The 13,820-nt window shown below is 62.8% G+C and carries 13 protein-coding genes and 1 pseudogene; 3 read left to right on the plus strand and 11 right to left on the minus strand.

Annotated elements, in window-relative coordinates:
- The first annotated feature begins 88 nt into the window (after positions 1 to 88).
- Both QM685_RS16395 and QM685_RS16400 read left to right on the plus strand, forming a co-directional pair.
- On the plus strand, positions 89 to 1,018 hold the full coding sequence (locus QM685_RS16395) for an alpha/beta hydrolase (protein ID WP_415117421.1): 930 nt from the start codon (positions 89 to 91) through the stop codon (positions 1,016 to 1,018).
- Between the two features lie 91 nt (positions 1,019 to 1,109).
- Complete coding sequence (locus QM685_RS16400) at positions 1,110 to 2,015, plus strand: alpha/beta hydrolase (protein ID WP_415117422.1); 906 nt, start codon at positions 1,110 to 1,112, stop codon at positions 2,013 to 2,015.
- On the opposite strand, the gene QM685_RS16405 is transcribed toward QM685_RS16400, so the two are convergent.
- The 3 genes and pseudogenes from QM685_RS16405 to QM685_RS16415 all read right to left on the minus strand — a co-directional run bounded on the left by QM685_RS16405 (position 1,999) and on the right by QM685_RS16415 (position 3,519).
- The gene (locus QM685_RS16405; RefSeq protein ID WP_415117423.1) at positions 1,999 to 2,343 is read right to left on the minus strand and encodes a hypothetical protein; all 345 of its coding nucleotides are present in this window, start codon (positions 2,341 to 2,343) and stop codon (positions 1,999 to 2,001) included. The genes QM685_RS16400 and QM685_RS16405 overlap by 17 nt on opposite strands.
- Before the next feature lie 97 nt (positions 2,344 to 2,440).
- Positions 2,441 to 2,548: pseudogene (locus tag QM685_RS16410) on the minus strand (LysR family transcriptional regulator); the annotation flags it as partial.
- 8 nt (positions 2,549 to 2,556) lie between these two features.
- Positions 2,557 to 3,519, minus strand: a complete 963-nt coding sequence (locus QM685_RS16415) for an SDR family NAD(P)-dependent oxidoreductase (protein WP_415117424.1) — start codon at positions 3,517 to 3,519, stop codon at positions 2,557 to 2,559.
- A gap of 78 nt (positions 3,520 to 3,597) precedes the next feature.
- On the opposite strand from QM685_RS16415, the gene QM685_RS16420 reads away from it, so the two are divergent.
- Complete coding sequence (locus tag QM685_RS16420) at positions 3,598 to 4,563, plus strand: AraC family transcriptional regulator (protein ID WP_415117425.1); 966 nt, start codon at positions 3,598 to 3,600, stop codon at positions 4,561 to 4,563.
- Positions 4,564 to 4,622: 59 nt separating this feature from the next.
- Here QM685_RS16420 and QM685_RS16425 read toward each other — a convergent pair whose 3' ends face one another.
- The 8 genes from QM685_RS16425 to QM685_RS16460 all read right to left on the minus strand — a co-directional run bounded on the left by QM685_RS16425 (position 4,623) and on the right by QM685_RS16460 (position 13,408).
- Positions 4,623 to 5,654 carry a LacI family DNA-binding transcriptional regulator gene (locus tag QM685_RS16425; protein WP_415117426.1) on the minus strand — a complete coding sequence of 344 codons (1,032 nt, stop codon included), beginning with the start codon at positions 5,652 to 5,654 and terminating at the stop codon, positions 4,623 to 4,625.
- An 87-nt stretch (positions 5,655 to 5,741) separates the two neighbouring features.
- Positions 5,742 to 6,755 carry a TRAP transporter substrate-binding protein gene (locus QM685_RS16430; RefSeq protein ID WP_415117427.1) on the minus strand — a complete coding sequence of 338 codons (1,014 nt, stop codon included), beginning with the start codon at positions 6,753 to 6,755 and terminating at the stop codon, positions 5,742 to 5,744.
- A 39-nt stretch (positions 6,756 to 6,794) separates the two neighbouring features.
- The gene (locus tag QM685_RS16435) at positions 6,795 to 8,801 is read right to left on the minus strand and encodes a TRAP transporter large permease subunit (RefSeq protein WP_415117428.1); all 2,007 of its coding nucleotides are present in this window, start codon (positions 8,799 to 8,801) and stop codon (positions 6,795 to 6,797) included.
- A gap of 81 nt (positions 8,802 to 8,882) precedes the next feature.
- Positions 8,883 to 9,872: a Gfo/Idh/MocA family protein gene (locus QM685_RS16440; protein WP_415117429.1), complete on the minus strand. Its 990-nt coding sequence runs from the start codon at positions 9,870 to 9,872 to the stop codon at positions 8,883 to 8,885.
- A gap of 23 nt (positions 9,873 to 9,895) precedes the next feature.
- Positions 9,896 to 10,651 carry an SDR family NAD(P)-dependent oxidoreductase gene (locus QM685_RS16445; RefSeq protein ID WP_415117430.1) on the minus strand — a complete coding sequence of 252 codons (756 nt, stop codon included), beginning with the start codon at positions 10,649 to 10,651 and terminating at the stop codon, positions 9,896 to 9,898.
- Between the two features lie 30 nt (positions 10,652 to 10,681).
- Entirely contained in the window at positions 10,682 to 11,524 is an 843-nt protein-coding gene (locus QM685_RS16450) for a phosphoenolpyruvate hydrolase family protein (RefSeq protein WP_415117431.1), read from the minus strand.
- Positions 11,525 to 11,615: 91 nt separating this feature from the next.
- Complete coding sequence (locus QM685_RS16455) at positions 11,616 to 12,860, minus strand: Tm-1-like ATP-binding domain-containing protein (protein ID WP_415117432.1); 1,245 nt, start codon at positions 12,858 to 12,860, stop codon at positions 11,616 to 11,618.
- A 305-nt stretch (positions 12,861 to 13,165) separates the two neighbouring features.
- Positions 13,166 to 13,408 (minus strand): hypothetical protein, encoded by a 243-nt coding sequence (locus QM685_RS16460; protein WP_415117433.1) that lies wholly within the window; start codon positions 13,406 to 13,408, stop codon positions 13,166 to 13,168.
- Positions 13,409 to 13,820 lie beyond the last annotated feature (412 nt).

Raw genomic sequence — 13,820 nt, forward strand, 5'->3', positions numbered from 1 at the left:
CCCTCTTATCGAAGTATATGCCCGCCCCCAGAATGATGTCTGGACGCTTCGGCGCCATCCGACCTATCCCGTCAAAGGAGCCAGTGCAATGAAATCCGTGACATTCAGAAACAGAAGCTGGGACGTGGCCGCCACGCTGCGCGTGCCCGAGGGCTTCGATGCCGGCAGGAAATACGCCGCCATCGTCTGTGCCCACCCCATCAGCAGTTGCAAGGAGCAGACCGCCGGGGCCATCTACGGCGACGCGCTGACCCGGGCCGGTTTCATCACGCTGGCCTTCGACGCATCCACCCAGGGTGCCAGCGGCGGCGAACCGCGATTCCTCGAAGACCCCGCCACGCGTGTCGAGGACTTCCGCTGCGCGGTGGACTACCTGGTCACGCTGCCCTATGTGGATGAGGAGAAGATCGGTGTGCTGGGCGTCTGCGGTGGCGGCGGCTACGCCGTCAGTGCCGCGATGACCGAACGCCGCTTCAAGGCGGTGGGCACCGTGGTCGGCGCCAACTATGGCCGCCTGATGCGCGAGGGCGACATGACGCCCGATGCCGCGATCAAAACGCTGGACGCCGTCGCCAGACAGCGCACCGCCGAGGCACGCGGTGCCGAACCGCTGATCGTCGGCTATATCCCGGGCTCCGAAGCCGAGCGCGCGAAGGCCGGCATGGACGACATCGATATCGTCGAAGCCGTGCAGTACTACACCACACCGCGCGGCCAGCAGCCGGGCTCGCCCAACAGGCTGCGCTTCACCAGCACCGGCGCGGCCGTGGGCTGGGATGCCTTCCACCTGGCCGAAGTACTGCTGACCCAGCCGCTGCACATCGTCATCGGCAGCGTGCCGGGCGGCTTCGGCTCCTACCGCGACGGACTGGAACTCTACGGCCGCGCGCGTTCGAGCCAGAAGAGCATTCAGATCGTCGAAGGCGTCAGCCATTACGACCTTTACGACAAGCCGGAGGCCACCGGCCAGGCGCTGGAACAACTGGTGCCGTTCTACAGGAAGCATCTCGGCGCCTGAAGCCGGCCGCCGCGCGTAACGCCGCCCTGTCCGATTCGCATCCTGGGCGGTCGCTATTTTCAATCCGGTCAGACACGAAAGGAGACCGAACATGAAATCCGTGAAGTTCAGGTACGGCTCGATCGAGATGGCCGCGAACCTGCATCTGCCTGCCGGCTTCGATGAGAAGAAGGCTTATCCGGCCATCGTCGTCGCTCATCCTGCTGGCGGCGTGAAGGAACAGACGTCGGGCGTCTACGCCGGCAAGCTCGCGGCCGAAGGTTTCGTCGCGATCGCCTTCGACGCTTCCTGTCAGGGCGAGAGCAGCGGCGAGCCTCGCCAGCTCGAAGACCCCTATGCGCGCGTCGGAGACATCAGCGCCGCGGTCGATTACCTGACGACACTGCCCTATGTCGATCGTGAGCGCATCGGCGCGATGGGTATCTGCGCGGGCGGCGCCTATACCGTGACGGCGGCGCTCGGTGATCGCCGCATCAAGGCCGTGGGCGCCGTCAGCGCCACCAACTACGGCGCGATCCTGCGCAATGGCTGGGAAGGGCGCAACGACCTTGGCGGAGCGTTCGCGATGCTGGAGGACGCCGTGAAGGCTCGCACCGACGAAGCCAACGGCGCCGCGACAGCCTACTACCCGATCGTGCCGCGAACCGCGAAAGAAGCACCCAATGCCGACCTGGCCGAGGCGGTCGAGTATTACCGTACCCCGCGGGCCCAATGCGCCACGTCGCCGAGCATCGCGCCGGTGCGCAGCCTGATGCAGCTCGTCACGTTCGATGCCTTCCACCTGGTGGACCTGTTCCTGACCCAGCCGATCCAGATCGTCGCCGGCGACGAGGCTGGCACGCGCTGGATCAGCGAAGACCTGTTCCGCCGCGCGGCCAGCAAGGACAAGCATCTGTACATCGTTCCGGGTGGCACGCATATCGGCATGTATGACAAGCCGGATCTGGTGGCCGAGGCGATGTCGAAGCTCGGGCCTTTCTTCAAGGCAAGGCTTTGAGTACAAGCACCGTCCGGGTGTTGTGTTCCGGGCGGTGTTTCGAATCGCCTGTTTGAACGCGGTCGTCGATACCGTCACAACCGTAATGCGGCGCAAAGGTCATCGCGATGACCGAAGCCTTGGGACGTGCGCCACCGAGCGACGATCCGGGCGCGAAGATAAGTTGCAAATCCTCATCGGTTTCCTCGTCGCGCAAGATGCGTTCGGTGATTTGCAACAGCCGCCCCAATTCGATGATCGCAGGAACGCCAGTGGGTACGGGCGACTGAAACTCGTTTCGTAAGTCTCTAACGCGATTGATGTAACACGAAGATGACATTTTCGCCATGGACCTATCCGGATTGGCTGAACGGTTCAACGTCGTATGGACGCGAATCGCAGATCACCTCCTGACGCGGGTGCGCATTGCGCCCAGGTCTTCTTCCGATAGTCCGTGATAACGGCGACTGCTCGATATGCAGCCGCTCGGCCGCTCGCGCAAAGTGGAGTTCTTCGGCAACAGCCAGGAAACAGCGCGGATGACCGGGCTTCATTCCAGAACCTATCTCGTTGCGATGGCATCGATACCAGTGAGTTCGGCTGACAATATCCAAAGGCGCTCCGCCTGATCGGGGTCGATGGCGTAAGAGCGAACGCCGCTGAAGGATGGCGGCTCGCTGTCGTCGACTTCGGCGATTTCGCAATCTTCACAATACAAGCCTCCGATGCCTTCCAACTGCGCAGATGTCGCGGCCCAGACCTGGGTCGCGGCACCTTGCTGTGTCGTCTTGAACGTTGGATCGGCGGGATGACCGTTCGCGTCGAGCCAGCCGGCGGCGATCATTTCGTCCTGTGTTAAATAGCGCTGGAGTGGCGTAAAAATCTTGCCTGGGTGAAGCGAGAAAGCCCGGACACCTTCATGCTGACCAAGCCGATCGAGATGAGCAGCAAACAACGCATTGGCTGTCTTCGATTGTCCATAGGCCAGCCACTTGTCGTAGCCCTGCGTGAATTGCACGTCGTCCCAGCGAATACCCGATAGATGGTGTCCCGCCGAGGACACGGCCACCACCCTGGCACCCCCTTTGAGTGCCGGCCATAGCAGATTCACCAGGGCAAAGTGCCCCAGATGATTGGTGGCGAACTGAGCCTCCCAATCCGGTCCTACGCGGGTTTCCGGGCAGGCCATAAGGCCCGCGCTGCCAATCAGGATGTCGATGTGCTTGCCGCCGGCCAGAAAACGCTGAGCGAAATCGCGCACGCTGGCCAGGTCGGAAAGATCCAGACGCTCGACTTCCGCGTTGGGAATACCGCTGATCTTCGCGCGCGCGGCTTCCTCATCGCGCGCGGCGACAATGACCCGTGCGCCGGCATCTGCCAGTGCTCGCGTCGTCTCCAGACCCAGGCCGGAATGGCCTCCAGTGACAATTGCGGTGGTATCGGACAGATTGCGCGCTACAAGTACTTCGGCCGCGGTCGTTGCCGCTCCGAAACCGGAGTGGATGGGAAACTGTTTGCTGGTCATGGAATGTCCTGTAAGCCGGAGATGGAATTAACGCAAAACCCACGTCCATCATTGTCGAGGCTAGACTTAGGACTGTGAATGCAGCACAGTCCAATGATCTGTCGAGATCGTCCAAATTTATCCATGGACCCGCTATCTGAAGTTCTCTCCCTCCTGAGCACCCAAAGCTCCGTTTTTGCGGGTCTGAAGGCCGGAGGAGACTGGGCCATCGACTTCCCTGCGCCCGATGGCATCAAGTTCAACGCAATCGTCGAAGGAACGTGCTGGCTGACTGTGGAGGACGTGGAGCAACCTGTCCGGCTGGAGGCTGGCGATTGCTTTCTGCTGTCCCGCAAGCGTGCGTTTTCGCTTCGCAGCGATCTGGCCTTGCCGACTATCCACTCGGATGAGATTTATCGTTATGCCGTCAATGGCATCGCCCACTGTGGCGCCGCCGATGCGTTTTTCCTGATCGGGGGCCGCTTTGCTTTTGGTGAGGAAGCCAGTCTGCTATTCGACGGATTGCCGCCGGTGGCGGTCGTCAAGAGCGGTTCGGATCAGGCATCCGTGTTGAGCTGGGCCTTGCAGCGCGTTGCCCATGAGCTTGCCACTCCATCCCCAGGTCACTCGATCGTGGTTCAGCATCTCGGCCACATCATGTTGGTGCAGGTTCTACGGCTTTATCTGGCACAGGAAGGAAACAGCACGCCAAGCTGGCTACTCGCTGTCTCCGATCCACGTATCGGAGCAGCCATTCAAGCTATTCATGCCGATCCCGCGCGTCCCTGGACTGTCGTAGACCTTGCCAAAGTCGCCGGTGTCTCTCGTTCGACTCTTGCTTTACGTTTCAGGCAGAAAGCGGGTCTCCCACCCCTGGAATACGTCTCGCGCTGGCGTATGCAATTAGCTACGCGTTCATTGAAAAACAATCACGCGACGATTTCTTCAATAGCGCAGAAGTTAGGCTACGACTCCGATAGTGCATTCAGCCATGCCTTCAAGCGCATCATGAAGTGTTCGCCTCGTGAATACAGGGAAAAACTGGCGTCCCATTCGCTGCAATAGGAAAAAACTCATACGCTTAAAGCCGCGGGCCACGCGGACAGTGTGCGCAGAACATCGATCTATTCGGCTTCGACGCTTAAATCCTCGCCCACATGCGTGACAAAGCGGGTCGGTAAACGCACTTCCATCGCATTGCCGGTGCCTTCGATCATGTGTATCAGCATGCGCATGGCTTCCTGCCCGATACGCCGGGTCGGTTGCTCGACCACGGGTAGCGGCGGATCGAGAAAGGCCATCCACGGTAAATTGTCGAAGCTTACGATTTCCACGTCCCGTCCATAGCGCAAGCCAAGAACGTTCAGCGCCTGCATCGCTCCTTCGGTGATCCGATGGCTCGACGTCAGCAGTGCCGTGGGACGATCCACGCCGGTGAGCACTTTGATCGCCCCGTCGCGGCCGTTGTCCGCGCGCACGCCACCCGCGGCGATCCACTCCTGGCGGACCGGCAGGCCCGCCGCGGACATGGCCGCGCGAAAGCCCTTCAACCGCTCACGCGATGTCATCAGCCCCGCGCTGCCGACGATCGCGCCGATGCGCGTATGGCCACGTGCGATCAGATACTCGACCGCGGTGCGCGCGCCTTGCAGATTCTCGGACAGCACCGCGCCGCAGCCCGGAATCCGCAGCTCGCGATTGACCGCCACGATTGGAAACGTCTTTGGCAGCTCGGTGCGCAGGTAATCGTGCTCTCCTTCACTCGGCGCGAGAATCAGGCCGTCGACGCGCCGCTCGAACAGTTGCCTTACCGCCTCGCGTTCGCGCACGATGTCTTCGGCCGTATTCGCGAGCAGCACCGAATAACCCTTGTTTCTCGCCTCGGATTCGACGCCACTCGCCACCTCGGCAAAAAACACGTTTTCGATATCGGACACGATGAGGCCCACGACATTCGAACGTTTCGATCGCAAACTGCCCGCGAGGCGGTTGGGACGATAGCCGAGCCGACGGCAGACGTCGAGCACCTTCTCGCGCGTTTCCGCGCTGATTTCATCGTATCCGTTGATAGCACGCGACACGGTCTGGTATGACACCTCGGCTTCGCGCGCCACGTCCTTCAGCGTCACCGTGTGCGAATGACTTTTGCGTCCCATGACTCTTTCCTGGTTATGCGCAGAACGATACCCGACTCCGATCGCGCCGCCAACCTGCGCCGGGATCACGGCGCCGACGCAGCGTCGTCATGCCAGCGTGCCGACGACCTTCTCCAGCATCGCAAACGGCGCCGCGCCGTAGCTGTCGCGCCATTGCCGGTAGAGGCCCGCGTCGCGCACCGCGCGCCGGAACGAATCGCGGTCCGGATCGACGAGCGTCACGCCTTGCGAACGCAGCCGTTGCTTGAGACCGCCCTCGCCATTCGCGATGTCCGCGCGCGCGAGCAGCGCGGCTTCGTTCAGGTACTGGGACGCGATCGCCTGAAGATCCTTCGGCAAACGCTGCCACGCGACGCCGTTCACGACCAGCTCGAACGGCGTCGGCTGATGGCTCGTCAGCGAGACGATCTTTGCGGCCTCATAGTATTTCGCGTTTTCGATCGTGACGAGCGGACCCTCCGCGCCATCGACGAGCCGCGTTTGCAGCGCGGTGTAAACGTCGCCGCTCGGCACCGGCGTCGGCGCGGAACCAAGCGACTTGAACAGCGACTGGTCGATCGCGGCCGCCGGTACGCGCAGCTTCAGGCCCTTCATGTCCGCCGCGCTGCGCACCAGCTTCTCACTCGTGAACAGATGGCGGAAGCCGGCGTCCCAGCCCTTCTCCATCACGTGCAGCCCGGTCTTGCGCTCGATTTCCGCGTGAATGGCGCGACCGAATTCGCCGTCGAGCGCGCGCCAGAGCTCGTCATAGCCGGCGAACGCGAACGGCAGACCGGCGAGCGACGCGGCCGGCACGATGTTGCCCAGAATGATGTCGCCTTGCAGCGTCATCTCCAACGCGCCCGAACGGACCTGCGCGACCATCTGCGTATCGCTGCCGAGCTGGCTGTTCGGATAGATTTCGAGAGCCATCCGGCCGCCCGACGCACTGGCGATCTTATTGGCCGCTTCCACCGCGCGAATGTGCTGCGGATGCGTAATCGGCTGGTCGTGTCCGAGCTTGTACGTGAATTCCGCCGCGCGCGCGGCGCGCGGTACAACGGTCACCGCGGCGATGCCCGCGACGACGCCCACGAAAGCTCTGCGATTAATGCTCATCATGTGTCTCCTCACCGTTCCGTGATTGTTCGTATCACACTCTCAAACCGCGACCGTGGACAGCCACGGCACGGCGGCGATCACCACCAGCGCCGCCAGCAGCGCGCCGAGGTATGGCAGCATCGCGGTGGCGCCCCGATCCGGATCGCACTTGCCGACCGCGCATGCGCCGTAGTAGCCGACGCCGATCGGCGGCGCGAACATGCCGATGCTCATTGCCAGCACGACCACGATTGCATAGTGAATGCCGTCGATATGAAGCTGCAGCGCGATCGGAAACAGCAGCGGCCCGAACAGCACGATCGCGGGAATGCCTTCGAGTAGTGCGCCGAGCGTGATAAACAGCACGATCGACAGCGCCATGAAAGTCAGCTTGCCACCGGGCGCGTGCTCCAGCACCCGTGCAAGCGCGCTGGCAAAGCCCGCCTGCGTCAGCGCCCAGCTCATCGCGGTGGCCATCGCGATCATCAGCATGATCGCGCCCGTGAGCACCGCGGTTTCGCGCAGCATCGGATAGAGCTTGTGCCAATCGAACTCGCGATGCACGAGTATGCCGACCGCGAGCGTATACACGATGCCGACCGTGCTGACCTCGGTCGCGGTGGTGATGCCCTCGACAACGAAGTAACGGATCATGAACGGCAATACGAGCCCCGGCAACGCGGCGAAGAGTACGCGCCAGCGTCGCGCGCCGTGACCGCGTTCGAATACGGCACTCGCGGGATGCGCGGGCAAGGCTGCCTCGGCTCGCGCCGTCGTCGTCGCGTCGGCGCGCTCGCTGCGCCGCCTCGCGCGCAGCAGCGTGACCGAGATCAGACCTAGCGACGCGACCACCGCCGGCATCAGCCCACCGATGAACAAAGACTGGATCGACAGATTGCAGACCGTTCCGACGATGATCAGCACGAGGCTCGGCGGAATCAGCTCGGCCATCGCCGCCGACGTGGCGAGCAGCGCGATCATCTCGGCGCGCTGCTGGCCGCGCCGCTCCATTTCGGGAAACAGCACCGGTGTCACCGCGGCCATGTCCGCGAGCTTCGATCCGGAAATACCGGAAACCAGAAACATCGCCGCCACCAGCACGACGTTCAGGCCGCCGCGCGTGCGCCCGACGAACATCGCGATCAGTTCGACGAGCCGCCGCGCAATGCCGGTCGCCTCCAGCAGCAGCCCGAGCAGCACGAACATCGGAATCGCGAGCAGCACGAGGTTGGTCATGCCATCTGTCATCTGACCGATCACAATGCTTAGCGGCACGTGCGTGACGACAAGAAGGTAGCCGACTGTCGCCGCGCCGAACGCGAATGCGATCGGCACACCGATCGCAATGGCGGCGCCGAGCAGCACGACGAAATCGAGCACGAGATTCAGGTTGCCGAGCATCGCCATGGCATCGCGCGCAAGCCAGCCGCCGCCGATCAGCACGGCCAGCAGCGCGAGCGCGATGCACACGTGCGCGCGCCGGCTCGCAACGAGCCGCATGAGCGCCGACAGCGCGATGCAGAGGAACCCGACGATCACGCCGGCGAGATCGACGGTGCGCGGAATCTGTAGCGCCGGCATCATGTCGATCGCTTCCTGGCCGAAATAGCTCGTCGCGAAGAAGTCACCATTGCCGAGCGCCGTCGACCAGTCGCCGAAGTCGTGCAGCGGCGGCGGGTTGGACGGCCAGATGACCGCCGCGATGATGCCCAGCGAGAACACCGCGACAACCGCCGTTTCGAGCACATTGAGAAATGCCGCCGAGGACGGCGTCACGCGCGCCACCAATGCGCTCACGCGCATATGCGCGTGACGGCTGTATGCGATCGCCGCGCCGAGCATCGACAGCCACAGAAACACGGTGGCGGCGAGTTCGTCGGCCCAGAAGAGCGGCGCGCCGCGCACGTAGCGCGCGTACACGGCGGCCGACATGATGCCCAGCTCACCGACGATCAGGACGGCAGCCAGCGGCTCGATGATCATGCCGATCAGGCGATCGATCGATCGCGCCGACTTGCCGCGCACCTCATCGGGATGCGCGACGACCGAAGCTTCCGAACGGCTCACGATATTGTCTCCATGTCTTTGTCTTTGCTATCGCGGTGGCCTTGCGCGATGCGTCGCGCAAGGCCACTCGCGTGTACTGCCTCACAGATCGACGGGCAGCCCCGAACGCACGGATTGCGCCGCGGCGCTCAGCACCTCGACGACCGCGCGCACTTCCTCCGCCGACGCGAGCGGCGCGCGGCCTTCGTTGATCGCGTTCGCAAACTCGCGGAACTGGCCGTCGAAGCTCTCGTCACCATCGATATACGGTGTCCATTGTTTCTCGACCAGCGGATCTTGACCGATCCACAGCGACCGGTCGTGCTCCAGCCGCAGCGTGCCATTCGGCCCGCAGATCCAGCGCTCGTTGGTGTCCGGTCGCATGTTGAACGATAAATGACCGGTCGCGAGGCTGCCGTCCGCGAACGCAATCGACACCGTTGCTTCGTCTTCGCCTTCCCAGTCACCTCGCTTCAGATGTCCCGTTTGCGCGAAAATGCGCGTCGGCCGCTCGCCGATCAGCCACAGGATCGTGTCGATCACGTGCGGGCCATTAAGCCCCAGCGCGAGACCGCCGGTCTTCTGGGCAGAGCGCCACCAGTCGGCCTGGGCGCGCTCGACGTTCACGCCCAGCACATGCACGATGCTCAGCGGCCGCCCTAACTCGCCGACGCGCCGACGCGCCTCGAGCGCGGCCGGAAAGAAGCGGCGGCATTGCGCGGTCATCAGCACGCGACCGTTGCGCCGGGCGGACGCGATCATCGCGTCTGCCTCCTGCACCGTATTGGCGAGCGGCTTCTCGACCAGCACGTGTTTGCCGGCGTCGAGCGATTTCACCGCTGCTTCCTTGTGCAGATGATTGGGCAAGGTGAGCACGACCGCGTCGATCGACGGATCGGCCAGCACCGCGTCGAAATCGTCCGACGCCGCGCCAGCACCGAACTCCGCCGCGAGCGCGCGGGTCCGCTCGGCCTCGCCCGGCAAACCGGCTATCACAGCCAGTTCGGCAACGTCGCCGTTATTCCGGATCGCAGTGAGATGGGCGCGCGAAATCCGGCCAGGCCCTACGACGGCTATACGAAGACGCTTCATGTCCGGTTCCCGGTTCGTCGTCGTCACACCGTCACCTGCGCGCCGTTGACATCGAGCGAAACGCCGGATACGAAGCACGCATCATCGGACGCGAGAAAGGCAATCGCGGGCGCGATGTCGTCGGTGGTGGGAATGCGCCCGAGCGGAATCGCGCGAATCAGCGCCTGCTCCTTCTCCGTCGTCATGATCTCGCTCAGGCGCTCACCGAGAAACGCGGTCGGGCACACCGCGTTCGCACAGATCCCGTACTGGCCGAACTCATGCGCGATATGCCGGGTCAGCCCCAACACGCCCGCCTTGGCTGCTGCATAGTGCGCGCCCAGAAAATGGCTATAAGTGCGTGCCGCGAGCGACGAGATGTTGACGATCCGGCCGTAGCGCTGCTCGATCATGTGCGGCAGCACCGCCTGGCAAGCGAGAAACGCGCCCTTGAGGTTGGTCGCGATGATCGACTCCCACTCCTCCTCCGAGGTCTGCACGAGGCCCTTGTACGGCGCATAGCCAGCTCCGATATTAACGATCGCGTCGATGCGCCCATACGTGTCGATACCAGCCTCGACCATCTGCTGGATCCGCTGTTTCGACGCGACGTCCACCTCGACCGCAATCGCGCGCCCGGCGCCGGCGTCGTTGATCGACGCGACCACGTCGCGCAGGCGCGTGATGTTGAGATCCGCGGCGACCAGATTCGCACCTTCGGATGCGAGCAGCCTCGCGGTGGTTTCGGCGAGCCCGCGCGCGGCGCCCGTCACAATGACCGTCTTGCCTTCGAATCGCATTTCTGTGTTCCTCATGATATGAATGTATCGTTATCGCGCAAGCGAGCCGGTGGTTGTCGTCAACGCCTTGAAGCGCCGTGCCTGCGCCGCAATCGCCTGCTCGACCGGCAAACGCTCGATGCTCGACGCGCCAAAAAAACCCGCGACGCCGTGCGTATTGCGCAGCACCCAGTCGGCATCGTCCGGCTCGGAGATCGGGCCGCCATGACACAGGACGATGACGTCGGCGCGCACCCGCTTCGCGGCATCGTGTACCGCCTGGACACGTCGGGCGGCGTCCGCCAGCGCAATCGATTCCTTCGCGCCGATTGCACCTTTGGTCGTCAGCCCCATGTGCGCGACGATCACATCGGCACCGGCCTTCGTCATCGCGACCGCTTCTTCCTCGTTGAATACGTACGGGCAGGTCAGCAGCCCGAGTTCATTCGCGGAGCGAACCATGTCGACCTCGAGCCCGTAGCCCATGCCGGTAGCTTCGAGATCCGCGCGAATCTTCCCGTCGAAGAGGCCCACCGTCGGGAAGTTCTGTACGCCCGAGTAGCCGATCGCCTTCACCTGCGCGAGGAAATGCGGCATGAGCCGGAACGGATCCGTCGCGCAGACGCCGGCGAGCACCGGCGTTGCCTTCACCACCGGCAGCACTTCGCCCGCCATCTCCATCACGATCGCGTTCGCGTCGCCGTACGGCATCAGCCCTGCCATCGAGCCACGCCCGGCCATCCGGTAACGACCCGAGTTGTATACGATGATCAGGTCCACGCCGCCGGCTTCCGCGCATTTCGCGGACAGTCCGGTCCCCGCGCCGGCGCCGATGATCGCGCGGCCGTCCGCGAGCGTCCGGTGTAGCGCATTCAACACATCGTCTCGATTCACTGTGTGTTCTCCTGGTGAGTGAAAGGGCAAAGATCGACGAAGAGCGGCACGATTGCGGACGATTCCGCCTCACGTGGTCCATCCATCGTCTTCATGAGTTTCGTGAACGTTCACGGAAATCGGCAAAAAAATTTTCCACCTCGTTCGCTGCCTCGAAAAACTGTGCGACGACGGCATCCGCGAAACCGGGATCGTTGATATGAAAAGGAACGAACACTAGCCGTCGGCTTGCACTCTGAAGCAGATGCTTTTCCAGCGCATCGAACAGCGCACGATCGGCAATCGGGTCGTGAAACGGCATGCCGGGCTTGTCCATTGCCGAGACCCCCTGTTCGGGAATGAGTAGCCGCAGCGGGCCATCGCACAGGTTCAGGCGATTGGCGATCCATTGCCCGCATTCGGCGTTCTCCTCGGGTGTCGTGCGCATCAGCGTGACCTGCGGATTGTGCGCATGCAGCAACCGATCGCTATAGCGTTCGGGCACCGTCGCGAGCGGGCCGAAGTTGATCATGTCCAGTGCGCCGCACGACACCACCGCCGGCACCTTCGTGCGCGCAAGCGCGCCGAAGCGGTCGTCGGTGCACGCCAACACGCCGCCGAAGAGATGGTCGGCCACCTCCGTCGTCGTGATGTCGAGCACGCCCGACAGAAAGCCGCTGTCGACCAGCTTTTCCATGGTCTGCCCGCCGATGCCCGTCGCATGGAACACGATGCACTCGCAGGCGTCGCCGAGCTTCGCGCGAAGCTGGTCGACACAGCCGGTGGTGACACCGAACTGGGTCAGCCCGAGGGCGCGCCGGGTGCCCGTGTCGGGCGCGACTGCGTGCCGCGCCATGCCCGCGAGCGCGTGCGCGGCATTGGTCAGCACCACGCGGTTGATGCTGTTGATACCGGCAATATCGGTGACGGAGTACATCATGCAGATATCGCACGCGCCGACGTATGGCGACACATCACCCGACGCAATCGTCGATACCATCAGCTTTGGCAGGCCGATCGGTAATGCGCGCATGCCTTGGGTGACGAGCGCCGTGTTACCTCCGCCTCCGAGCCCGATTACGCCGGCGACGTCATCGCGCGCCGCCAGAAAGGCTGTAAGCGCTTCGCCCATCGCCGCGACCGCTGTGCCGCGGTCGGTGAGGCCCAGTACCGCTCGCTCGCCATCCGGGTGAAAGCGGGCGACCTCCCGCGCTGTGAAGTCCGCTTCGCGCGAACCGGACACCGTGCTGACATCAACCAGCGCGGCGGGAAAACCAACCGTCTCGATCGCGTCGCGCACGAACTGTAGCTCACGGTACTTGGTATCGCAGGTTCCGACGACGTAGATCTTTTTCACGCGATGCTCTCCTTTGATGCGTGCGGCCGACGTGGCTGTTCTGCTTATCAGTCTGTATGGGAGAAATTATCCGTGAACGTTCACGGAAAAGCGAGTGAAGGTTAACCCGGAGGATGGGAGGGAGTGATGAGACAACATTACATCGTGGGCACAGAGACGTCGAAGTCTGCACCAATGGCCGCTTACGGGCGAACGTAGGGTGTCAAGAATATGCAGATTTCTGCTTCAGCATGATGCTTACAGGCTTGCGCGCCAAGCGGCGGATGAGAGGACGATTTGTGAGCGCGGTACCGTCGCTGATATCGTCAGTCCTCGATACCGTCACATCCGTATGCCGCGCTAAGGTCATCATGCTCGAAGGCACTCGCCATCCGGACAATCTCTGCGCGCTTAGAACCAACTTCCTGAGCGACCAATTGCCATGTCCGGGTCACGTTGCCCCCTCTCGAATCGTAGCGCGAGCAAGTCCAACGTTCTGTCAGCGAGGTGAAGCCCATGAACAAGTCCGACTGGAAACTTACGCTTGCAAAGAAGGTTTTGGCGAGCATGACTGCAATCGCCGTAGCATATTTTTCGGACACTGATCCAGCGAACTCGGCGCCGTAAGCCGATGACTTCGAAAGCCCACTCCCAGGTGGGCTTTTCCATTTCCGCACCCTGCTTCAGCTCGAGTGGCGAGCCCGGGGGCGCAATGGACGACGAAGAGCAAATTCATCGTAACAAGTTGCCGAGTAAGACCTACATCAGTCCGCGGATTTATGTCGACGCACATGAGGCGGTGCGGATTGCCTCAAAGGTGATTAATTCAGACGGGCTCACTATGCGACAGTGAAGAAGGAAATCGTACTGCGACGCACAGAAAAAGGACGCACCGAGATCATCGCCAAGTTTCTCGAATCTACAAGAGACTTCCGTGTCGTGACAATTCAGGACTTCAATGGCCAGCCAGGCGCGCTACAT

The sequence above is a fragment of the Paraburkholderia sp. genome, assembly GCF_047605525.1.
In the GTDB taxonomy this organism is placed as follows: domain Bacteria; phylum Pseudomonadota; class Gammaproteobacteria; order Burkholderiales; family Burkholderiaceae; genus Paraburkholderia.